Origin of the sequence: Nocardia spumae (assembly GCF_020733635.1) — a bacterium.
In the GTDB taxonomy this organism is placed as follows: domain Bacteria; phylum Actinomycetota; class Actinomycetes; order Mycobacteriales; family Mycobacteriaceae; genus Nocardia; species Nocardia spumae.
On sequence record NZ_JAJFZL010000001.1, the window covers coordinates 4,778,462 to 4,798,796 of the forward strand.

Sequence of the window (20,335 nt, forward strand, 5' to 3'; positions counted from 1 at the left end):
GATTATGGTCAACCCATGGACTGGATCGACGCCGGGACCGCGGCCGAACGCCTCGGCGTCAAGCCCGCGACCCTCTACGCCTACGTCAGCCGAGGGGTGCTCACGCGCCGCTACGACCCCGATCGGCGACGCAGCCTGTTCGATCCGGGTGAGATCGAGAAACTGGCCCGACGCGGCAAACCCCGCCGCAGACCCGCACCGACCGACATCGCCATCGCCTCCAGCATCACCGCCCTGGGCACCGACCGGCCGTACTTTCGCGGGCGTGACGCCGTCGAACTGGCGGCATCGGCCACCTTCGAAGCGGTCGCCGAATGGCTGTGGCGCGCCGACCTCACCGACAGTGGTCCCTGGCGAGCACCTGAGGAAGCGGTCGCCGCGGCCCGCGCGGCGCAGGCCGACCTGCCCGCCGGTGTACTGCCCCTGGATCGCCTCCATCTCGTTGTGATCACCCTGGCCCTGCGCGATCCGCTGCGTTTCCACCGTGACCCCGCCACCGTCGTCGGCATCGCCCGCGCGTTGATCGCCGGGATGGTCGCGGCACTGCCTCAGCTGTCGGCCCCGATCGGCCACTCCGTCGCCGCCACGCTGTGGTCACGACTGTCGGCACGTCCGCCCGCCGGCGACCGGGAACTCCGAATCCTCGGCGCGGCACTGATTCTGCTCGCCGATCACGAGCTGGCATCGTCCACCTTCGCCGCCCGGGTGGCGGCGTCCGTGCACGCCGACCCCTATGCCGTCGTCAGCTGCGGTCTCGGTGTACTCAGCGGCCCCATGCACGGCGGCGCCTCGTTGGCGGTGGAGCGAATGTTCGCCGAAACCACGGTTCCGAGCCGAGTTCCCACCGCGTTCGACGATCGGCTGCGACGCGGTGAACGCATCCCCGGCGCCGGTCACGCCGTCTACCGAGCCGGCGATGCGCGTGGGACCTACCTGGTGGACGCGATTCGCGAGATCGCGCCCGATCATCCGGCGGTGGCGGTGGCAGAGGCGATCTCCACCGAACTTCGGATCCGGCGATTGCCGGCGATCAACAGCGATTTCGGGCTCGGGGTGCTCGCCACGGTCTTCGACATGGTTCCCGGTGCGGGCGAGACCGTCTTCGCCGTCGCACGGACAGCGGGCTGGTTGGCTCACGCGTTGGAAGAATACGAATCGGGAACGCTCATTCGCCCTCGCACGGTGACGCCGAAAGGGTTGTAGCGCCTTCGAATCACGACAGCCAGGCCAGCGCTCCCACGACCAGCGCTTCGGTTCCGGTATCGAGTGTCGGCTGTGGGACCGGGGCGAAGGTCGGTGAGTGGTTGACCGGGATGTCCTGGGCGATCCGGTCCGCCTGCTGCGCCTTCCGATACGTGGCCGGGTCGATGCCGCCGATTCCCCAGTAGGTGTAGGGGACGCCCACGGCGTTGGGGATATCGCTGAAATCCTCGCTGGCACTGCCCATCGGCATATCCACACGGCGCTTGCCGAAGTAGGCGGTGAAGGCGTCGACCACGCGGTGTGTGGTCTCGGAATCGTTGTCGGTCACCGGGAATCGGTCGAACAGCTCGAATTCCGGATCGCGCGGAGAGCCCGAGGCCCGGCATTCGGCGGTGACGACGCGTTCGATGGCGTGGAGGATCGTGGTGCGGGTCGATTCACTGTAGGTGCGGATGTTCAATTGCAGCACAGCGTGATCGGAGATCACATTGCTCTTCGTTCCGGCGGTGATACTGCCGACGGTGAGCACCGCGGTATCGGTCGGCGCCACCTCTCGCGAGATCACCGTCTGCAGTCGGACCACGATCATCGACGCCAACACCACCGGATCGATGGTGGTCTGCGGCATCGATCCGTGCCCACCGCGCCCGTGCACGGTGACGCGCATACTGTCGGCCGCGGCCAGGAACGGCCCACTGTGGGTGCCGACGATCCCCGCCGGAATCGGGAATACATGTTGGGCCAGCGCCACATCGACCCGCGGCAACAGCCCGGCCAGCCCGTCGGCGACCATGGTGCGGGCCCCGTCACCGACCTCCTCGGCGGGTTGGAACACCGCCACCAAGGTCCCCTGCCACTTGTCGGTGTGCTCGGCGAGCAACTGCGCGGCCCCCAGCAAACAGGTGACATGCACATCGTGACCGCACGCGTGCATGACCGGCACCTCGTTCCCGGCCGAATCGCGCCCGGAAACCTCACTGGCATACGGCAACCCGGTGGCCTCCCGCACCGGCAGCGCATCGATATCGGCGCGCAACAGCACCCCGGCCCCCGCCCCGTTGCGCAAGATCCCGACCACACCGGTCCCGCCGACGCCCTCGTGCACCTCGAGTCCTGCCCGGCGCAACCGTTCGGCGATCAGCCCGGCAGTCCGATGTTCCTGATGCGACAGCTCGGGATGGCGGTGCAGATCACGATAGAACTCCTCCTGCCATCCGCGGATCCCCGCCAATCCCGCGAGTACCTCGTCGTTCCGTGCGGTCGAGAGCATCTCTGTCCTTCCGACTGGCCGCTCGCGGCTCCGGACCCGCCGGGGCACCGGATACCACCCCGCGCACGCGACGGACGCCACGGTGGGTTCAGGGCGCCGTCGGCCCGCTCCGCCGGATACCCCTCAGTGTGACACCGAGCAGCAGCACAGATGTGGCAAATTCCCAGTTATCAGTACATGTCCCGTGCATATCGCGGCCGTCACCCACCGCCGTCACAGCCGCAGCGATCGCCTGACCTTCTCCGCGCGTTGGTTCTCCTTGTCGTACAGCACGCCGTAGGTGAAGGCGTTCTCCCCCGCCAGATGCGCTTGTACGCCGAGGGTGCGCAGTTCGGCGCGAGCGACCACCGCGTCCTGGTGGACGCCGAGGGATTTCTGCAACGTCTTCATGCGACGTGCCTGCTTCTTCGCACCGGTCGCCTCGGCCGTGTAGCGGGTGCGTTTCGCCGCCTTGCGCACCTCGTGCAAGCCGCGGTCGGTGCCCAGCGTGCCGATGTTGCCCACCGCCCGATCGACGCGTCGGCGCGCCTTGCGCAGCGCCTTCGCGTTCTTGCGCTTCAGTGGCAGCCGGTGGCCGGTTTCCAGGCGGTCGAGCAGCGCGAAATACCGTTCGCTGTTCAGCGCCTCGAGCATGTCGGCGCGGGCCGCCGAACGGCGGACGGCGAACGACTCGGTCAGTCGCCGGCGCACCTCGCCGAGCACCAGCTCGTCCGGCAATGCCCTGACCTGTTCGACGAGGTGGTCGTGCAGCACTTCCAAGTCGCGCATATCGCCGAGCACCCCGGAGAGCCATTTCAACTCGTTGCGCAGATCTCGCGGGCCGTCGAATGCCTGCAATACGCTGCGCAGCCGCCGTCCGGCCACCCGCATCTGATGTATGGAGTCGGGGCGGCGGCGCCGGATCAGGATGTCGTGCTCGACCATCCTGTCCGCCTGCTTGCGCATATACGCCCGCACGCCCCGCTCGGGCGTTCGGGGCTCGACACCGACACCGAGCACGTGCAGCGCCTTCGGCGGCGCGTCGGAGGGTTTGCCCAGTCTGGTCTCGACGGTGTCGAACACCTCGGCGCCACCGCCCGCCAGCTCGACCTCGATCTCCTCCCAGGACATCACCGTGGACGACTCGCCGAGCGTCTGCCCGGATACGTGGTCGGCGACGACCTCCGCCGCGACCGCGCCCTGATCGTCCAGCAGCCGCCACAGACGGCGTTTCGTCCGGATGTGCGCGACCGGCGCGACCGCTTGGCCCCGGGTGATCCCGGTGAGCATGTCGGTCAGCTCCCGGGGCGCCGATTTGCCCCCGAGCGGCAGCCGGATCTCTTCGCGGGTGTCATCACCCAGCGGCAGCTTCAGATGCCACCCGGCATCGTCACCGCCGGTCCGGCGGCGAAGCGTAATTCCCTTGTGCGCCAACCGCAGATCCGCGGTGTCGTGATAGACGGCGTCGAGCCCCTGTTCTTCGGACGACGGGTCCAGGGTCATACCGGGCATATCGTCGAGCGGCACCCCGCCGGTGGCCGGCAACCGGTACTTTCGTTCCCTTTCGTTCACATGCGTAGCCATACGATCCGGCTACCACGAACGAGCGGTTTTAGTCGTCGCTTCCGCTGTCGACCGGCGGGTATCCGGAGGCGCCCGGCCTCGCCCGGGTGGACTCACGACGGGACTGGCCGGCCAGCAGATCGAGCAGCGAGCCGAAGACGAACAGGCACAGGGCAATCCAGCGAAGTGGGTGCGCCGGACGTTCGCGGTGCATCACCCAGACGATCGACCGGGTAATCGGGACCGGGAGCCAGCACACGGCCGCCCACAGCCACGCCAGCGTGGCTCCGCGCGGCGGCGTTGATCGGTCGCGGTCAGGGCCGATTCGCCCCACCCTCCGGTCGAGGTCCTCGGCATGACGCCACGCTGTTGTCTCGCTGTCGGCGAGGGTGGCGACGAAGGCCGCTTCGACCTGGTTCTCGAAGATTTCCCGGCCGTGCTGACATTCCCTCCCATGTGTAGACCGGGGGCTCCGGGCCGACCACCACAATCTCGTCGAGGGTCAGGACCGGGGGCAGGGCATGTCCAGCCCCCGTTATCGGTGGCGGCTGCCCGCATCGCCTTGTGCCCGCTGCGGTTTCGGGTCCACGAACGACGGGACAGAGCCTGGTGGTCATCATTCGCCACGCCGAGTCCGGGCCGATCGCGGGAGAGTGCATACGATCGCGGCCGCACCGATGAATTTCGTGTATATCCGTCGTCCATACCGCTGACCACACCGACAGCGGTGCACTGCGCTGGGACTCGTTCCAACGCCGGAGCAAACACAGAGAGGCAACGATGAGCGTCGACAACCCCGCGCAGGAGCACACGATCCGGACGGGTGAGCAGGGGGCTGCGGCTCCCCGGGTATTGGTGGCGGGGGCGAGCATCGCCGGGCCGGCGCTGGCCCACTGGCTGCGACGGCGCGGGGCCGAGGTGACCGTGGTCGAGCGCGCTCCCGAACTGCGTCCCGGCGGGCAGGCGGTGGACGCGCGCGGGGTGACCAAGGACGTCATCCGGCGCATGGGCCTGGACGCGGCGGTGCGCGCGGCCCGTACCGAGACCGCCGGCGCGTACACCGTGGACGCGGACGGGAAAGTGCTGGAGACCTTTTCCGCGCAGGACGACGGCGGCGACGGGTACATCTCGGAGATCGAGATCCTGCGCGGGGACCTGTCCCAGGTGCTCTACGACGACACCCGCGACGGTGTCGAGTACCTCTTCGGCGATCGGATCGCCGAGCTCACCCAGGACGCGGACGGGGTCGATGTCACCTTCGCCGGCGGCGACCGGCGGCGCTTCGACCTGGTGATCGGGGCGGACGGGCTGCACTCGGCGCTGCGGGCGATGGTCTTCGGGCCGCGTGAGCGGTTCGTCCGCCATCTCGGGCTCGTGCTGGCCTTCTACAGTGTGCCCAACGAGTTCGGGTTGGACCGCTGGATGCTCGACTACCAGGAGTCCGGGCGCTCCGCCGCGCTGCGGCCCATCCCGGACGCCTCCCGGGCGATGGCCATCTTCTCCTTCCCCGCGGGGAACTTCGACGTCGACTACCGCGATATCGAGGCCCAGAAGCGCCTGCTGCGCGAGCGGATGGACGGCATGGGCTGGTTGACCCCGCGGATCCTCGGCCACCTGGACGACACCCCGGACTTCTACCTCGACCAGGTCGCCCAGGTGGTGATGGATCGCTGGTCGACAGGACGGGTCGGGCTGTTCGGGGACGCGGCGTTCAGCTCGTCGCCGATGTCCGGGCAGGGCACCGGACTGGCCCTGGTCGGCGCCTACCTGCTGGCCGGCGAGCTGGCCGCCGCCGGCTGGGACCCGGAGGCGGGCTTCGCGCGCTACGAGGCGCGGATGCGCCCGTTCGTCGAGGCCAACCAGGAGATCGGCCGATTGCACGCCGACAGCCTCACCGCCCCCGCGCCGGAACCCGAGCCGGGCGCCGAGCCCGAATGGGATATGGAGCTGATCGACCGCGCCCTCAACGGCATCGAACTGCCCGACTACGCGGGAGTGCCGGATTCGGGAGCCTCGGTCACCCCGTCGGCCACGACGTAGCCGTCGCACGACCGATGACGCTTCGGTAGGCCACCGCCGAATTGCCTACGCCGGCGGTGGCGCGTCCCTCAGAACACGGTCATCGTGCGGGCCTGCCGTAGCGGGTGAACACCGCCGCTCCGACCGGCTCGACCGATCGGCACTCCAGATCGATCGGCGAGTCGGGCGCGAACAGCTGCGCACCGTATCCCAGCACGGTCGGGAAGGTCAGCAGCCGATACTCGTCGATCAGATCCTCGCCCATCAGCTGGTGGACGACGCTCAGGCTGCCGGTGACGATCACATCCCGGTGCTCGCTCGTGACGGCATCGATGAGGTCACCGTCGAGAATCCGCGAATTCTGCCAGGCCGAGACGTCGGTCAGGGTGGTGGAGGCGACCAGTTTCGTCGCGGCGTTCATCCGCGCGGAGAACGGATCGTCGCGGCCCGGCCAGATCTCGGCGAACAACTCCCATGTTCTGCGTCCCAGCAGCATGACCCCCTCGTCGAGCAGTTTTCCGAGCCGGAACTTGTCCCCGGCCACGGCTTCGGGGCCGTACCGGAACGCCCACCCGCCGTGTGGGGTGCCCGCCCGGCCGTCCGGGTCGCCTACCCGCCCGTCCAGGGTGATGAACTCGATGACGACAACGCTCATGATGATGTCCTTGGGCTCGATCGGTCTGTCACCGGTACTTACCGGCGGAGTCGGCCCGACTCATCGGAGTCGTCGAAACTATGCGGAATCGATCCGCTCCGGCAGTCCGAACATGGACAACACTCCGGGATCGGCGAAGACCACATTGTGTGCGATGCGGCCGGCGGCGACGGTGAAGACCTGCAGCGTATGCAACCGATGTCCGCCCTCCGGCGCGGGCATGTACGCGGCCAGCGCGGGCTGGCCGTTGGCGGTGAGAGGACGCATGCGCCAATCGGTTCCCCGAATCCGGAACACTCGCTGCAGGAACCGGCCGTAATCCCGGCTCCCGCGATACCACAGCGGCACCGGCGGCATCTCCATGACCGCGTCGGCTGTCAGCAATCGCACCAGCGCGGCGACATCGGCGGCCTCGAACGCCCGCGCGTAGCGCTGGATCACCGCAGCCACCTCGGGGTCGTCGGGTTCGGTGACGACCTCCAGACCGGGCGCGTCGGCCACGGCGGCCCGCGCCCGCTGCAGGGCGCTGTTCACGGCCGCGACAGTGGTATCCAATTGCTCGGCGACCTCGGCGGCGCTGAACTCCAGCACCTCGCGCAGGATGAGGACGGCTCGCTGGCGCGCCGGTAGCAGCTGCACGGCCGCCACCAACGCCAACCGCAGGTCCTCCCGGGCCGCGGTCTCGAATCGCGAGTCGGGATAGGGCTGCAGCCACGGAATATCGAGGGCCGGAAGCAGTTTCGCGTCGATATCGTCGGAAGCGGGCCCCAGGCCGGTCGGCAGTGCCCGTCGCTTCGCTCCGTCCAATGCCGTGAGGCAGACATTGGTGGCGATCCGGTACAGCCACGTCCGCACCGAGGCGCGGGTGCTCTCGTAGCGATCCCGCGCCCGCCACGCGCGCAACATCGTCTCCTGCACCACATCCTCGGCCTCGTGCACCGAGCCCAGCATCCGGTAGCAGTAGGCAATCAGCTCGCCCCGAAAGGGCTCGAACTCCGTCGACACCTGATCATCGAAACATCGCCGGCGGCGCCTGATCGGCGAATCGGGCGACTGCGTCGAAGATCGCGGCGGCCATGTCCGGGCTGCCGGTGTGCCCGGAGTCGTCGATGACCCTCAGTTCCGCGTCGGGCCAGGCCCGGGCGAGCTCCCAGGCCGTGAGCAACGGCGCGGACAGATCGAGACGACCGTGGATGAGGACTCCGGGGATTCCGGCGAGCCGATGTGCGTCACGCAGCAGCCGGCCGTCCTCGAGCCAGGCCGCGTGTGCGAAGTAGTGGGTGCAGATCCGCACGAACGCCGACCGCGCCGCATCCGGCTTGGCACTGTATTGGCCTGGTGCGCCCAGGGTTTCGTGCGCGATCACCGCATCCTCCCAGGCGCACCATTCCCGCGCGGCCTCCGCGCGCACCACCGGGTCCGGATGTTGCATGAGTTGCCGATATCCCTCGACCAGATTCCCGTCCCGGTGCTCGGCGGGTGCACCGCCGCGAAACCGTTCCCATTCGATCGGCAACAGCAACCGCAGGCCGTGGTAGAGCCAGTCGATCTCCCGCGGCCGCGTCATGGTCACCCCGACCAGCACGATCCCGATGACCCGCTCCGGGTGGCGCTGCGCGTAGGCGAGGATCAGGGTGCTGGCCCAGGAGCCGCCGTAGAGTACCCATCGATCGATCCCGAGATGTTCGCGCAGCCGCTCCATATCCGCCAGCAGATGCTCGGTGGTGTTGTGCGCCATATCGACACCCGGATCGGAGGCGTGCGGCAGACTCTCACCGCAGCCGCGCTGATCGAACAGCACGATCCGGAACGCGTCGGGATCGAAGGTCTTGCGAGCTCCGCGCCGTCCCCCGCCGCCGGGACCGCCGTGCACCACCAGCGCGGGCCGCCCGTCCGGGTTCCCGCTGGTTTCCCAGTAGATCCGGTTGTCGTCACCGACGTCGAGCAGCCCCGACGCGTAGGGTTCGATCTCGGGAAAGGGCTGCCGCACACCGGAATCAGGCATAGCGACAACAGTACGTACCTCACCGTTGCCACGACGCCGAAACCCGACGCCGTCGCCCCACGAACCCGACCGTCCCACACCGTCTACGGTCGCCGAGTTGAGGGCGTTCGCACCCGGGTAAGCGATCTCGGCTGCCGCACCGATGAGTTTCGGATGGATCGTCCGTCGATACCTCTGAAGACACCGACAGCACACGGATGCGGCCCCGTGCGGACATCGAGTCCGGGCTCGCCGACCACACCGAGGAGTTCCGAGATGACGAAGCCCTTTCGATTCGGGGTCGTTGCCCCGCTCATGAGCGATGTGGCGGCGTGGCGCGATCGCGTGCGCGGCATCGCCGACAGCGGCTACTCGACCCTGCTGGTGCCCGACTTCCCGCAGACACAACCGGCGCCCGGCCCCATGCTGGCCACCGCCGCGGCCTTGACCGACCTGCGCGTGGGCACCTGGGTGTATGCCTCCCCGCTGCGTCCGGCCTGGATGACGGCGTGGGAGGCGCATTCGCTGTCGCTGCTGACCGAGGGTCGTTTCGAGATGGGCATCGGCACCGGCCGCCCGGGAATGGAGGACGAGCTGCGCGACAAGGGCCTGCCCGTCGTTCCGCCGCACGAGCGACTGTCGCAGATACGGGACACGGTCACCGCGCTACGCGATTTCGACGGCCCCGACCATCGCACGCCGGTGGCGATGGCTGTCCTCGGTCCGAAGGCCCGGGCGCTGGCGGCCGAGGTCGCGGACACGGTCACCTTCGCGTTGGGCCCGCAGCCTCGGGCCGAAGTCGCGCGGCTGGCAGACGATTTCCGCGCCGTCCCCGACATCGAGCTCGCACTCGCCGTGCCGGTCATCGGCGACGCTGTCGCCGCCCATATGGCGCCGCCCTGGACCGACCCCGCCGCACTTCGCGCGGCGGACGCGGTGACCGTGCTTCCCGACGACCCGGCGGCCGCCATCGAGGAGATCCAGCGGCGACGCGAGGAGATGGGGTTCTCCTACTTCATCTTCGGCGCCGACTTCGCCGAAAGGTTCGCTCCGGTCGTCGCCGAGCTCGCCGGCCGGTAGCCGACGCTCAGAGTTCGACGACGATCTTGCCGGTGTGGGTGCTGGACTCCATCAGGCGGTGGGCGTCGCGAATACTGTCCAGGCCGGCGAAGACCGCGCCGACGTGGGGGCGGAAGACACCGTCGCGGATGCCGGACGCGATCCAGTGGTTGATCCGGCGGCGCCCCTCGGCGGTGGTCGACAATTCCATATTGGCGTAGCCGAGAATGCGCAGCGGCCAGTTCATGGGCATCGACATCGGGCGCTGGTCGAGCCAGCCGTAGACCACAACCGTGCCGTTATGTGCTGCGGCAGTGCTCAATTCGGCCAGGCCCGGTCCGCCGACCGCATCGAAGACGACCTGTGCGCCGACACCCCCGGTGATGCGGCGGGTCTCGGCCACGACGTCGGAATCCGCCGAGGCGATGACATGCGCGGCTCCGTTGTCGAGCAGATCGCGGTTCTTCTCACCCGTCCGGGTCACCGCGATGGGGATGGCGCCGATCCGAGCGGCGGTCTGCAGTGCGGCGATGCCCACACCACTCGAGGCCGCGGTGATCAGGACATGGTCACCGGGGCGCAGACCTCCGGTTTCCACGAGGCCGCCGTAGGCGGTGGAGTAGGTGAGCCAGGTCGCCGCGCCGGTCACCGCGTCGAGGCCCGCCGGGCGCGGGACCACGGACTCCACCGGCAGCACCACCCGTTCGGCGTACACGCCCGCCGCGCTCATCTCGATATTCGGTCCGGTCGAAACCTCGTCCCCCACAGCGAATTCGGTGACGTCCGGACCGACCGCCTCGATCACTCCGGAGGATTCGTAGCCGAGCCGGGAGCCCGGAAGGGTCGGCAGGTAGTAGTAGGTGCCGGCTCGGAACAGCGCCTCCGCGCGGTTGAGTCCGAGCGCTTCGATGCGGATCAGCACCTCCCCCGGTCCGGGGGCGGGTAGCCGGAGGTCTTCGATGGTCAGGACGTCGGGGTCACCGAGTTCGTGGAAGACGACGGTGCGTGCGGTAATCGCGTCGATTGTCATGCCATCGACGTTATGCACCACCACAGAGATGATCTATGCGTAAAAGTCTCGCGCGAATGTCCATTCGTCTCGCGAGAAGGACCACGACTATCCTTCGGATATGGGCTTGGATGTACTCAGCGATGCCGTCGCGACGATGCGCACCGGTCGTCCGCACTCCTCGCGCCAGCACAAGTCGGGCGCGTGGGGCATGCGCTTCCCCGCCTCGGACGGCACCGGATTCCACGTCGTCCTGCAGGGCTCGGCCTGGTTGATCCTCGACAGCGGCGATCCGATTCCGCTCGGCCCCGGCGATATCGTCTTCCTGCCGCACGGCCGCGGCCACGCGCTGGCCGGCGATCCCGCCGCGCCGCTACGCGAGGTGAAGCCGTTACCCGACGGCTCGTGGCCGGAACCCGCGGCCGAACCACACGCGCCCGACGCCCCGGTCACGCTATTGCTGTGCGGCGCATATCAACTCGACCGCCGACGCGCGCACCCCCTGCTCACGAATCTACCCGAGGTCATCCATCTGCGCCCCCGGGTCGGCACGCACCGCTCCCTGCGCGCGGCGGTGGAACTCCTGGGCACCGAACTCGAGGAATCCCAGCCCGGCTCGGCGGCCATCGTCACATCCCTGCTGGATACCCTGTTGCTCTACATCCTGCGCGCCTGGTGGCTGGACGCCCAGGACGAGGGCGCCCCGCGCAACGGCTGGGCCGCCGCATTGGCCGATCGCCCCGTCGCCGCCGCCCTGCGCGCGATCCACACCAATCCCGAAAACCCCTGGACTGTAGAGGAACTCGGCGCCATCGGCGGCCTGTCCCGCGCCGCGTTCGCACGCCGATTCACCGCCACCGTCGGACGTTCCCCACTCGCCTACCTGACCTGGTGGCGCATGACGCTGGCCGGGCGCCTGCTCCGCTCCGACGACACCCCGCTACGCACCGTGGCCCAGCGCGTCGGCTACACCTCGGAATTCGCGTTCGCGAAGGCGTTCAAACGCGAATACAGCACGGCCCCGGGGCAATACCGATCCGACGCGCATCCTCTTGCGCGGTGACGACCGCTTCCGCGGCGCCCTGAGGCCGAGCATGCCAGGGCAGGGCGGTCACGGTCCCCGCCACCCATGTCCCCTCCGGAAGCGGACCGGTGTCGTAGCGCCCACCGCCATCGCCCACCTCGAACCAGTACCACGCGTTCTCCTCGAGAGCGTGAATCCGGAACCAGTGCAGGACAGGCCGACGCTACCCGGTGGCCCGCTTTCGGGCGAGGCGCTACACGTCGAAGGTGTCGTCCTCGGGAAGCTGATGAATCGCGGAGCGGCGTCGCACGAGCTTGCCGATGGCCAGGGCGGCTACCGCGCCGATCACGCCGCCGACGACCGCGCCCAGCAGACTCTGCGGAAGCGAGTCCGATGGCAGTGTGCGCCACAGGAAGACCGCCAGCCATGCGGCGACCAACGGATAGGTCGTGGCATAGGCGATCCGTTTGCGCTGCGGCGGAAAGCCTTTCAGCAGGCTCCGCATATCGATGCCGCGCCGCGCGCAGTAGCGGAGCAGCAGCAGTGAGGTGAGACTGGGCAGCAGGAAGATCAGCAGCGACACCGCCGTGGCATCGAGGGCGGCGGCGACGATGGCGATCACGTAGCAGCCGTAGATCGTCGCGCACAGCGCGATGGTCGAGCCCCGGTAGAACTCCTCCCGGGCACGCTCATCACCCCAGGCCGGTTCGTCGGCCGCCAGGAAGATGTCCTCGAATGCGGTGGTTTTGGTCATGTCCCCTCCAGGTCTTCGGTCCAGAAAATATCTTCCACCGTCGTCCCCAGCGCCCGGGCGATACGCAGTGCGAGAAAGACGCTCGGCGCGTAGTCGCCCTGTTCGATCGAGATCACGGTTTGCCGGCTGACGCCGACGGTTGTCGCCAAGTTCGCCTGGGTTATCCGGCATTCGCGCCGTCGCGTCCGGACCGGATGCTCCCGCTGATCGCTGACCACGCGATCGATGTTAAGGATGTTTGACATTAGATGTCAAGGAAACTTGTCTTTTCGGCCCGGGGCATCGGCGCGCCGACCTCGCGGCGCGATTCGACCACCGCACGGTGCTCGGGTCGAGGTCCGCGGTGTGCACCTGGGGTCGGCGAGATCGACGCCCTCTCCCGGCGCCCTCCACATCCCGCCGTCCGGTCGGCGCCGCCCCGATCACATCACGTGAACGACGTGTCCGGCGGAGTCTCGCGAACGAAGTCGACGACAACAGCGGCGAGTTCGGCGCCCTTGTCCTCCTGCAGGAAATGCCCCGCCGAGGTGATGGTCACCGGTGAATGTCGCGCGGCGCCGGGGATTTTCGAGCGCAGCACCTTGTCGCCGCCGCGCGTGATCGGATCGGAGTCCGAGAAGGCGCACAGCAACGGCCGCTGGAAGGTCTCCAGGACGGCCCACGCGGCTCGGTTGGCGGGTGCGGCAGGATCGTCCGGACTGGTCGGAACCAGCAACGGGAACTGGCGGGCGCCCTGTTTGTAGGTGTCGTCGGGGAAGGGTGCGTCGTAGGCGGCGATCACCTCGGGAGCGAGATCGGTCAGTGTGGCGCCGTTGACGATCTTCCCGGCCTGGAAATCGGGGGTGTCCTGGCTGTAGCGCTGCCAGGCGAGGAACGCGTCGCCCGGATGGCGGTCACCGGTCGGCAGGAAGGTGTTCGCCGCGACCACCCGGGCGAAATGTTCGGGATGCTCACCGACCAGGCGCAGCCCGATCAACCCACCCCAGTCCTGGCAGACGAGGGTGATCGAGTCGAGCCCGATCGCCTCGACCGCGGCCCAGGTCCAATCGACGTGCGCCTGATAGGTGTAGTCGGCACGGTCGGCCGGTTTGTCACTGCGACCGAAACCGACCAGGTCGATCGCGATCGCCCGCAGGCCCGCCGCCACCAGCACCGGAATCATCCACCGATACAGATACGACCAGGACGGTTCGCCGTGCAACAGCAACACGACCTCCCCGTCGGGTGGGCCCTCGTCCAGGTAGTGCACCCGCAGCACCGTCCCGTCACCGGCCGGGACCTCGACGTAATGCGGTTCGAACGGAAAGTCGGGCAATCCCGCGAATCGCTCGTCGGGCGTTCTCAATATCCGCATGGCCCACTCCTTTTCGTCGGGCGCTAGCCGTTGCTGTAGACCCGGCTCGGTTCGACGAGGATCGCCGCGCGACGCTCGGCCACCATCACCCGGTCGTACTCGTCCCAATCGTCGTGTTTACCGCCGGCCGCGGTGAACACATCGCGCAGCAGCCGGCGCAGCCCCTCGGCGTCGATCCACGGCTGCGGATCGTCGGGACCGACGATCTGAGCGTGGCCCTCCACCGTCGCCCACGCCCAGCCCTGCCGGAAGGTGGTACTCACCTGCGGCCGGGCCCGCAGATTGGCCAGCTTCACCTTGCCGTAGGTGACGAAGCCCAGGACCGGCTGGCCCGATAGCGGATGGGGCAGCAATCCGACGTTGACCAGCGTCGACTGGATGCTCTGGTCGGACCTGAGGGTAGAGACGACGGCGAGCCCGTTCTCGGCACGACCGAGTTCCACCGCCTGCTGCAATGTGGTCATCACATCTCCCGTGGTTGGCTGTCCGCCAGATCGTCGCACGCCCCATTGTGCGCGCGCCGACACGACGCGGCGGCCATTCCGCGCGGCGAGATATCGCCGCCGGCCACGCGCGTCACAGACGGACAACCATCGCGCGCGATCCACGAGAGCCCCGCCTACTGTGCCGTCCGGGCCGAAGGCTCGGCTGCCCGGTGCGATTCACCCGTGCGCAGCGGCGCACCGACGTGGTGCAGGTGCGTCAGCGCCTCTCGGTAGGAGGAGAGCAGCCCGGTCTCGTGATACGGCACCCCGATCTCCGCGCAGTATGCACGGACGATCACCCGCGCATGCCGCAGATTCGGCGTCGGCATGCTCGGGAACAAATGGTGCTCGATCTGATAGTTGAGCCCGCCGAGCGCGAGATCGGTCAACACACCACCGCGCACATTGCGAGAGGTCAGCACCTGCCGCCGCAAATAGTCCGGGCGGTCGTCGCCGGTCAAGGTCGGCATTCCCTTGTGATTCGGGGCGAAGATGGCGCCCATGTAGAGACCGAACAGCGCTTGGTGGACAACGAGAAACGCGAGCGCCTTGTCAGCGGGCAGCACCGCGAACAGCGCGACCAGATAGACGGCGAAGTGACCGAAGAGCAGCGCACCCTCCAACCCACGACGTTTGACCGCCCGATTCCGGAGCGCACGCACCCCCGCCACATGCAGATTCAGCCCCTCCAACATCAACAGCGGGAAGAACAGGAACGCCTGCGCCCGCCCGATCAGCCGAGGCAGACCACGACTGGCCCGCGCCTGCTTCTGTGACCACACCAGAACATCGGGCGCGACATCGGGATCGAGTTCCTCATGATTGGGATTGGCGTGATGACGGGTGTGCTTGTCCTGCCACCACCCATACCCCAGACCGATCCCCGCATTGCCGGCGATCCGTCCCATCACCTCGGCCGGGCGGCGAAGACGAAAGACTTGACGGTGCGCGACATCGTGCATGACCAGGGCGACCTGGGCATTGGTTACGGCCATGAACGCGGCGATAGCCAGCGTCCACCAGGAGTCGCCGAGGAAAACGAAAGCGGCCCAAGCGGATACGAAGGCGATCCCGACGAGGGTGAGACGGACCGCGTAGTAGACGGGGCGACGGTCCATCAAGCCCGCATCGGAAATGCGGCGCAGCAGGCGGGTGTAGTCGGCGTTGGCGCTGGTGCGGCGGGATGGGCGTGGGGATGACTCTGAGGCCAAGACCGGTGTCGTCATACTTCTTCCTGGAAGCTGGGGGCGGATGGCACATCCACTCGTCTCAATGCCGACAGGTCGGTGCCGATCGGAGTTCCGGCGGGCATTGCTCGATGCGGTGAGCAGAGGTGACGATGTCGATACACCGAAGCTATCGGCGCAACTCTCACTCCGCGTCACCCTCCGGTAGGGGGTGGACCGGACCGGAGGGTGAGATGGGGCGGGACGAACCGGACGATGAACCACAGCACGTGGGATAGTTTGCGCAGCTTACTATTTCGAACACACCCCTCCCCGCGCTAGGACCGCACACTGCGTAAGGGCTTCAGGTCCGAGAAGCTTCGGGAGGGAGATGTAGTAGTCGAGCACGACCCGAACCTTCCGCCCGGCGCGGGCGTGAGCTCGACCGGAGGCTTTGCCTATCGGCAGCGGCGGTGGCGGTGGCGGTGGCGGCGACCGGATGTTCCGCCATGGCGCAACCTATCGCTGGGCACGAAGAACTTCTTCACGCCGCCGCTGTGCTCGAAACCTCGCCCGTTCGAGACCTGCGAACGAGGCGGAGTGACCTGGTCGTGGACCACGTGATGTCGCCTCCCATTGCCGAGCAGCGGTCCAACCTGATCGAATACCTGCGCGAACCAGGGTCCGGCCCGGATCCTCGACGAGCCGCTCGCCTGACCCACACAAGTACGAAAGCCAAGGCGGCCCGAGCGCATTCGCACTGGCAGATCTGATTCGCCGAACGAGTCGACAGCCGTCGGAAGACATGCGGCGGCCGGCGCGAGCGCTCATCATCGTCAATTGGCTCGTCTGCGGTACGGACAGGATCACCAGAGCTGCTCTGGAACCAGAACTGTCCAGACCTGCCCCGGCGCGAAGGGAATGACCGTTCCGGTGGGGGTTGTATAGGTTGTGCCCGCCTCCGGGGAGGGCCGGGACCACCCGGCCGGGAACTCTCGACCGTCGCGAAGTACGAGTGCCTGACCGCTACCGGTCGTCTGCGCCCGGGGTGAGACGCTGCCCGCGACATCGCTGATAGCCGAGTTCTGCACCGGCACACTCTGCAGTACGACCGTGCTCGCCATGAGCTGCCCGGTATCGGCATCGGTGTAGGCAGCGCCGTCCATGGACACGAGCCACCGCTGGTCGCTGGGTGACCAGTCGAAACCGATCACCGCGCCCGGATACCGCGCTTCCTCATGTTGCGCGGGCCGGCCACCGGCAGGCGCCGGACCGAACTGCAGTTGCGAGGCCGACGGCCAGCCGCCGCCTACGGGTAGTTGATCGGGGCGGACGAACAGGTTGTGCGGAGCGTCGCGACTGTAGTCGCGGAAGTACGCCGAGGGTTGCTGATCGGCCGAGGCGTTCTGGAGCGAGGAGCCCTCGATGGCGGGAACCAGCTCGGGTGCGGAACCAGAGGATGCCAACGTCGGGTTACCGAACTGATCCAGCAGCGTCAGATCCGTTTCCCGCGCGCTTCGGACAGGTCCGACCACAGGGGGTTTGTCGGTCGAGAAAACCGCGGCCAACCGGCTCAAACCACCCTCGACCGGCTCGACGTAAACCACATCGGCGGCTCCGAGCCCCACCGGTGGCCGTGCCTGCGGACTGTTGTCCACCTTCACGACCAACACGGGAACCCCTACCCGGGAGGGTATGTCCGAGCCGCCTACCGGGGAGGATGTGCCCGAGCCCGGCACCCGGGAGGATGTGCCCGAGCCGGGAGCAGCGTGCTCGGGCCGGGTGCCGCTGACACACCCGATTACAGCGCACATTCCCAGTGCCGTCAGGAACGCCGCAATCCACATCCACCGTCGCTGTTGCATAAAGCAAACCTCTAGCTACCAACTTACGCCGCGCTCGACCAGGGCAGGAGTGAGGTGCTCGCCGGAGGTAGTCTCACGATCATGGTGGACACCCCCTTCGGTCGAGTCATCACGGCGATGGTGACCCCCATGCACGCCGACGGTTCGATCGATTACGACGGCCTGCAGAACCTCGCCGTGTATCTCGCCGACCACGGCCATGACGGATTGCTGGTCAACGGGACCACGGGCGAGTCCGCCACCACCACCGACGAGGAGGACTACGCCTGCGTGCGGGCGGTAGTCGAGGCCGTGGGCGACCGCGTCCAGGTGATGGCCGGCTGCGGCACCAACGACACCGAGCACTCCACCCGCGCGGCCCGCGAGATGGTCGCCTGCGGCGCAGACGCTCTGCTCGTTGTCACGCCGTACTACAACAAGCCGCCGCAGGACTGCATCCTGGAACACTTCCGCCTGGTCGCCGAGGCAGGCGTCGGCGTGCCCGTCATGCTGTACGACATCCCGGGCCGGACCGGGACGGCGCTGAGCACCGACACCATTCGCCGCGCGGCCGACATTCCCGCCGTGCGCGCCGTCAAGGACGCCAAGGGTGATTTCTTCGAGGCCAGCCGGCTCATGTCGCAGACCGACCTGCTCTGGTATTCCGGCGACGACGTCGTCAACCTGCCGCACCTCGCTCAAGGCGCGACCGGCGTCGTGTCGGTGGTCGGTCACGTCGCGGGCGATCACTACGCGGAGATGATCGCCGCCGTCGACCGCGGCGACCTGCCTTCCGCACGCGAGATCCACCGGCGCCTCATCCCCGCCGTCGATGCGATCATGCACGTCTCACAAGGCGCCATTCAGGCCAAAGCCGCGATGAAAATGCTCGGCGTCATCTCCTCCGACGCGCTGCGGATGCCCTACCGGCAGGGCCCGCCGGAGCATCAGCAACGTCTGCGTGCCGGACTCGAGGAGTCAGGGTTGTTGTAGATCGGCACGTGAACTTCACCTGCGGCAGCCCCATCGCCCGCCCGAGGGCCGGCTGGAACGTGTGTTGGGCACCAACACAACCTACGTCCCCGCACTCCGATCGCATCCACTCCGTGCGAGTATGGCGTTGTGCCTGTAGCCAGCCCCTCTCACACGCAGAATCGCCTGTTCACCGTCGGCTACGAAGGCCGACGAGCGGACGAGCTCGTGGCGATTCTGGCCGAAGCCGGCGTCGCTACCGTCGTGGACATACGACTCACCCCGATCTCACGCAAGCCGGGGTTGTCGAAGACCAAGTTGTCGGCAGCCCTGGCCGAGGCCGGCATTCGCTACGTGCATCTCAAGGAGCTCGGTAATCCCAGGGACAATCGCGACGGTTTCCGCGTCGGCGAGGCCGATTCGCGCGACCGGTACGCGCATGTGCTCGACAGCCCGGAGGGAGCGGATGCGCTGCACTCGGTCAGGGCGCTCATGGCGCAGGGCCCGGTTGCACTGCTCTGCTTCGAGCACGACCACACCACATGCCACCGTCAAATGGTCGCCGATGCTGTGCAGGATGCCGCTATCACTGGAGTAATTCAGCTGTGACACAACGACTTACAGCATGGCCAGCTGGTCGGGCTCGGCACTGGAACTCACCTTCGGGTACCACGCACCCAGCACTTCGAACGACCTCCGGTGCAGCGCCTGGTTTCCAATGAAGAAGTAGAGGTCCCGCTCAGGAGCACAAATCTCCCGCTCCCATTTCTCTCGCAACCTCTGCTGAGCTCCGGCAACTCCATACATCTGTTGCCATTTCCGTCCCGCCTGACCGATCTCCCAGTCCAGGCACTGCTGCACATGACCGCGACATTCAATATCGGTGCAGTGATAGCGGTAGCTGACCCGATACGGCATCGGCTCGAGCACCGGCGGCGCATCGTCGAACAAACTCGGCGCAGCCGCCGCTTGCGCCTTCCTCCGTTGCTGCGGTGTCCAACCGTTTCCACGCTCGACCCGCACAGCGTCGACGATCGGCTTGATCATGCCCAGCGACGGCGCGGGTACGGCCATCGCTCCTTTCGGATTCGCCCGAATCAACTCGCACGTCGACGTCGCCCCGATCAGAGGCCCGATCAGTGTCCGCCGCCGCGTCCACCGCCCGCGATTCGTATCGACGTGCCCGACGACCTGCAGTGACTGCTGATCCGGTTGATACGACTCGATTCGTGGATCGTGCCCGCGACGGCTGCGAACATCGACCTCCACGATGTCGTACTTGCCGAATACAAACTCCTGCCCCATCCCACGGAACCTCATGGGGTACAGCCGTATCCACGTCGGCGGCAGACGATCGATACGAACACCCGCGACACAAACAGTCTCGCCATACCGTTCCGACGGAGCGGGATAGGCCTTCACGGTGATCAGAATCCGAGCACGTTCACTTCCTGGCAGCATCGAAAACCCCCTAATGACACCAGGATTCAAGTATGCACGCACGCTGGATCGATGGTGGGTACTCGATCGAACTCTGCAGTTGTTCGGGCGAGCGGACCTGTGACAAGCACGCGCGGATCCGCGCACTCCACGTCCGCCCACTGAACAACTCGGCGGATCGGATCGCGCCTCATCGGTCGAGCGGCCCGCGCAACCGGCGCCGGATCGTTCATCGCGCCGCCGGAGCGGACGCCACTGACCGATCGGTGTGGTCCGGCACCGACGTCCTGCCGGTCACTTACTACACCGCAGGTCCCACCGAAGACGACTTTGGATACTGCTTCATCACGTGGCTGCCCTACAAGGGCGCCAAGTCCTCGGAGGCGACCGATATGGAGTCGTATTCGGGGCCGTCCTACGTCCGCCTGTCCGACGGTGACGTAATCAAGGTCGAAGGGTGCAACTGGACCCTCGAATAGCGCGACCGGGCGATGCCGGGACGAGCAGCACGGCCCCGGCATCGAGCAGGCGACCGCGAAACATATTCGCCCGCGC

21 protein-coding genes are annotated in these 20,335 nt (G+C 67.5%); 7 read left to right on the forward strand and 14 right to left on the reverse strand.

What is annotated here, in order from left to right:
* Positions 1–15: 15 nt before the first annotated feature.
* Positions 16–1,203: a citrate/2-methylcitrate synthase gene (locus tag LKD76_RS21375; protein WP_227983121.1), complete on the forward strand. Its 1,188-nt coding sequence runs from the start codon at positions 16–18 to the stop codon at positions 1,201–1,203.
* 10 nt (positions 1,204–1,213) lie between these two features.
* On the opposite strand, the gene LKD76_RS21380 is transcribed toward LKD76_RS21375, so the two are convergent.
* The 3 genes from LKD76_RS21380 to LKD76_RS21390 all read right to left on the reverse strand — a co-directional run bounded on the left by LKD76_RS21380 (position 1,214) and on the right by LKD76_RS21390 (position 4,229).
* Positions 1,214–2,473: an amidohydrolase gene (locus LKD76_RS21380; RefSeq protein WP_227983123.1), complete on the reverse strand. Its 1,260-nt coding sequence runs from the start codon at positions 2,471–2,473 to the stop codon at positions 1,214–1,216.
* A 213-nt stretch (positions 2,474–2,686) separates the two neighbouring features.
* Complete coding sequence (locus LKD76_RS21385; protein ID WP_227983124.1) at positions 2,687–4,036, reverse strand: CYTH and CHAD domain-containing protein; 1,350 nt, start codon at positions 4,034–4,036, stop codon at positions 2,687–2,689.
* A 28-nt stretch (positions 4,037–4,064) separates the two neighbouring features.
* Positions 4,065–4,229 (reverse strand): hypothetical protein, encoded by a 165-nt coding sequence (locus tag LKD76_RS21390; RefSeq protein WP_227983126.1) that lies wholly within the window; start codon positions 4,227–4,229, stop codon positions 4,065–4,067.
* Positions 4,230–4,795: 566 nt separating this feature from the next.
* On the opposite strand from LKD76_RS21390, the gene LKD76_RS21395 reads away from it, so the two are divergent.
* On the forward strand, positions 4,796–6,055 hold the full coding sequence (locus tag LKD76_RS21395) for an FAD-dependent monooxygenase (protein ID WP_227983128.1): 1,260 nt from the start codon (positions 4,796–4,798) through the stop codon (positions 6,053–6,055).
* 79 nt (positions 6,056–6,134) lie between these two features.
* Here the strand turns inward: LKD76_RS21395 and LKD76_RS21400 are convergent, their stop codons facing one another.
* From LKD76_RS21400 to pip, 3 genes are all read right to left on the reverse strand, one after another.
* The gene (locus LKD76_RS21400) at positions 6,135–6,689 is read right to left on the reverse strand and encodes a dihydrofolate reductase family protein (RefSeq protein WP_227983133.1); all 555 of its coding nucleotides are present in this window, start codon (positions 6,687–6,689) and stop codon (positions 6,135–6,137) included.
* A 78-nt stretch (positions 6,690–6,767) separates the two neighbouring features.
* Entirely contained in the window at positions 6,768–7,694 is a 927-nt protein-coding gene (locus LKD76_RS21405; RefSeq protein ID WP_308188561.1) for a sigma-70 family RNA polymerase sigma factor, read from the reverse strand.
* A gap of 4 nt (positions 7,695–7,698) precedes the next feature.
* Complete coding sequence (pip, locus tag LKD76_RS21410; protein ID WP_227983135.1) at positions 7,699–8,694, reverse strand: prolyl aminopeptidase; 996 nt, start codon at positions 8,692–8,694, stop codon at positions 7,699–7,701.
* Between the two features lie 255 nt (positions 8,695–8,949).
* Here pip and LKD76_RS21415 point away from each other — a divergent pair, with 255 nt between their 5' ends.
* Positions 8,950–9,753, forward strand: coding sequence for an LLM class flavin-dependent oxidoreductase (locus LKD76_RS21415; RefSeq protein WP_227983136.1), 804 nt, complete (start codon positions 8,950–8,952; stop codon positions 9,751–9,753).
* A gap of 7 nt (positions 9,754–9,760) precedes the next feature.
* Here the strand turns inward: LKD76_RS21415 and LKD76_RS21420 are convergent, their stop codons facing one another.
* Positions 9,761–10,762, reverse strand: a complete 1,002-nt coding sequence (locus LKD76_RS21420; RefSeq protein WP_227983138.1) for a zinc-dependent alcohol dehydrogenase family protein — start codon at positions 10,760–10,762, stop codon at positions 9,761–9,763.
* 100 nt (positions 10,763–10,862) lie between these two features.
* On the opposite strand from LKD76_RS21420, the gene LKD76_RS21425 reads away from it, so the two are divergent.
* The gene (locus LKD76_RS21425) at positions 10,863–11,804 is read left to right on the forward strand and encodes an AraC family transcriptional regulator (RefSeq protein ID WP_227983140.1); all 942 of its coding nucleotides are present in this window, start codon (positions 10,863–10,865) and stop codon (positions 11,802–11,804) included.
* A 214-nt stretch (positions 11,805–12,018) separates the two neighbouring features.
* Here the strand turns inward: LKD76_RS21425 and LKD76_RS21430 are convergent, their stop codons facing one another.
* From LKD76_RS21430 to LKD76_RS21455, 6 genes are all read right to left on the reverse strand, one after another.
* Positions 12,019–12,519 carry a hypothetical protein gene (locus tag LKD76_RS21430; protein WP_227983143.1) on the reverse strand — a complete coding sequence of 167 codons (501 nt, stop codon included), beginning with the start codon at positions 12,517–12,519 and terminating at the stop codon, positions 12,019–12,021.
* Positions 12,516–12,737 (reverse strand): helix-turn-helix transcriptional regulator, encoded by a 222-nt coding sequence (locus tag LKD76_RS21435; RefSeq protein WP_227983145.1) that lies wholly within the window; start codon positions 12,735–12,737, stop codon positions 12,516–12,518. The genes LKD76_RS21430 and LKD76_RS21435 overlap by 4 nt, the downstream gene beginning before the upstream one ends.
* Before the next feature lie 209 nt (positions 12,738–12,946).
* Entirely contained in the window at positions 12,947–13,873 is a 927-nt protein-coding gene (locus tag LKD76_RS21440) for a haloalkane dehalogenase (RefSeq protein ID WP_227983147.1), read from the reverse strand.
* A 23-nt stretch (positions 13,874–13,896) separates the two neighbouring features.
* On the reverse strand, positions 13,897–14,337 hold the full coding sequence (locus tag LKD76_RS21445) for a TIGR03618 family F420-dependent PPOX class oxidoreductase (protein WP_227983149.1): 441 nt from the start codon (positions 14,335–14,337) through the stop codon (positions 13,897–13,899).
* A gap of 155 nt (positions 14,338–14,492) precedes the next feature.
* Complete coding sequence (locus LKD76_RS21450; protein WP_227983150.1) at positions 14,493–15,584, reverse strand: fatty acid desaturase family protein; 1,092 nt, start codon at positions 15,582–15,584, stop codon at positions 14,493–14,495.
* Between the two features lie 806 nt (positions 15,585–16,390).
* Positions 16,391–17,197, reverse strand: coding sequence for a DUF3048 domain-containing protein (locus tag LKD76_RS21455; RefSeq protein WP_308188562.1), 807 nt, complete (start codon positions 17,195–17,197; stop codon positions 16,391–16,393).
* Between the two features lie 273 nt (positions 17,198–17,470).
* On the opposite strand from LKD76_RS21455, the gene dapA reads away from it, so the two are divergent.
* Together dapA and LKD76_RS21465 are read left to right on the forward strand one after the other, a co-directional pair.
* Positions 17,471–18,361: a 4-hydroxy-tetrahydrodipicolinate synthase gene (dapA, locus tag LKD76_RS21460; protein ID WP_227983152.1), complete on the forward strand. Its 891-nt coding sequence runs from the start codon at positions 17,471–17,473 to the stop codon at positions 18,359–18,361.
* A 129-nt stretch (positions 18,362–18,490) separates the two neighbouring features.
* Positions 18,491–18,949, forward strand: a complete 459-nt coding sequence (locus LKD76_RS21465; RefSeq protein WP_227983154.1) for a DUF488 domain-containing protein — start codon at positions 18,491–18,493, stop codon at positions 18,947–18,949.
* Positions 18,950–18,958: 9 nt separating this feature from the next.
* Here LKD76_RS21465 and LKD76_RS21470 read toward each other — a convergent pair whose 3' ends face one another.
* A complete protein-coding gene (locus LKD76_RS21470; protein WP_255660270.1) occupies positions 18,959–19,801 on the reverse strand; it encodes a DUF8757 domain-containing protein in 843 nt (280 codons plus the stop codon).
* A gap of 32 nt (positions 19,802–19,833) precedes the next feature.
* Here LKD76_RS21470 and LKD76_RS21475 point away from each other — a divergent pair, with 32 nt between their 5' ends.
* Positions 19,834–20,259: an Rv1352/Rv1906c domain-containing protein gene (locus tag LKD76_RS21475; RefSeq protein ID WP_227983158.1), complete on the forward strand. Its 426-nt coding sequence runs from the start codon at positions 19,834–19,836 to the stop codon at positions 20,257–20,259.
* Positions 20,260–20,335 lie beyond the last annotated feature (76 nt).

What these genes read in the sequence shown, in the direction of transcription:
- LKD76_RS21375 (WP_227983121.1), top strand. Translation starts at nt 16, where the DNA reads ATGGACTGGATCGACGCCGGGACCGCGGCCGAACGCCTCGGCGTCAAG.
- LKD76_RS21380 (WP_227983123.1), bottom strand. Translation starts at nt 2,473, where the DNA reads ATGCTCTCGACCGCACGGAACGACGAGGTACTCGCGGGATTGGCGGGG.
- LKD76_RS21385 (WP_227983124.1), bottom strand. Translation starts at nt 4,036, where the DNA reads ATGGCTACGCATGTGAACGAAAGGGAACGAAAGTACCGGTTGCCGGCC.
- LKD76_RS21390 (WP_227983126.1), bottom strand. Translation starts at nt 4,229, where the DNA reads ATGCACCGCGAACGTCCGGCGCACCCACTTCGCTGGATTGCCCTGTGC.
- LKD76_RS21395 (WP_227983128.1), top strand. Translation starts at nt 4,796, where the DNA reads ATGAGCGTCGACAACCCCGCGCAGGAGCACACGATCCGGACGGGTGAG.
- LKD76_RS21400 (WP_227983133.1), bottom strand. Translation starts at nt 6,689, where the DNA reads ATGAGCGTTGTCGTCATCGAGTTCATCACCCTGGACGGGCGGGTAGGC.
- pip (WP_227983135.1), bottom strand. Translation starts at nt 8,694, where the DNA reads ATGCCTGATTCCGGTGTGCGGCAGCCCTTTCCCGAGATCGAACCCTAC.
- LKD76_RS21415 (WP_227983136.1), top strand. Translation starts at nt 8,950, where the DNA reads ATGACGAAGCCCTTTCGATTCGGGGTCGTTGCCCCGCTCATGAGCGAT.
- LKD76_RS21420 (WP_227983138.1), bottom strand. Translation starts at nt 10,762, where the DNA reads ATGACAATCGACGCGATTACCGCACGCACCGTCGTCTTCCACGAACTC.
- LKD76_RS21425 (WP_227983140.1), top strand. Translation starts at nt 10,863, where the DNA reads ATGGGCTTGGATGTACTCAGCGATGCCGTCGCGACGATGCGCACCGGT.
- LKD76_RS21430 (WP_227983143.1), bottom strand. Translation starts at nt 12,519, where the DNA reads ATGACCAAAACCACCGCATTCGAGGACATCTTCCTGGCGGCCGACGAA.
- LKD76_RS21440 (WP_227983147.1), bottom strand. Translation starts at nt 13,873, where the DNA reads ATGCGGATATTGAGAACGCCCGACGAGCGATTCGCGGGATTGCCCGAC.
- LKD76_RS21445 (WP_227983149.1), bottom strand. Translation starts at nt 14,337, where the DNA reads ATGACCACATTGCAGCAGGCGGTGGAACTCGGTCGTGCCGAGAACGGG.
- LKD76_RS21450 (WP_227983150.1), bottom strand. Translation starts at nt 15,584, where the DNA reads ATGACGACACCGGTCTTGGCCTCAGAGTCATCCCCACGCCCATCCCGC.
- dapA (WP_227983152.1), top strand. Translation starts at nt 17,471, where the DNA reads ATGGTGGACACCCCCTTCGGTCGAGTCATCACGGCGATGGTGACCCCC.
- LKD76_RS21470 (WP_255660270.1), bottom strand. Translation starts at nt 19,801, where the DNA reads ATGCTGCCAGGAAGTGAACGTGCTCGGATTCTGATCACCGTGAAGGCC.
- LKD76_RS21475 (WP_227983158.1), top strand. Translation starts at nt 19,834, where the DNA reads ATGCACGCACGCTGGATCGATGGTGGGTACTCGATCGAACTCTGCAGT.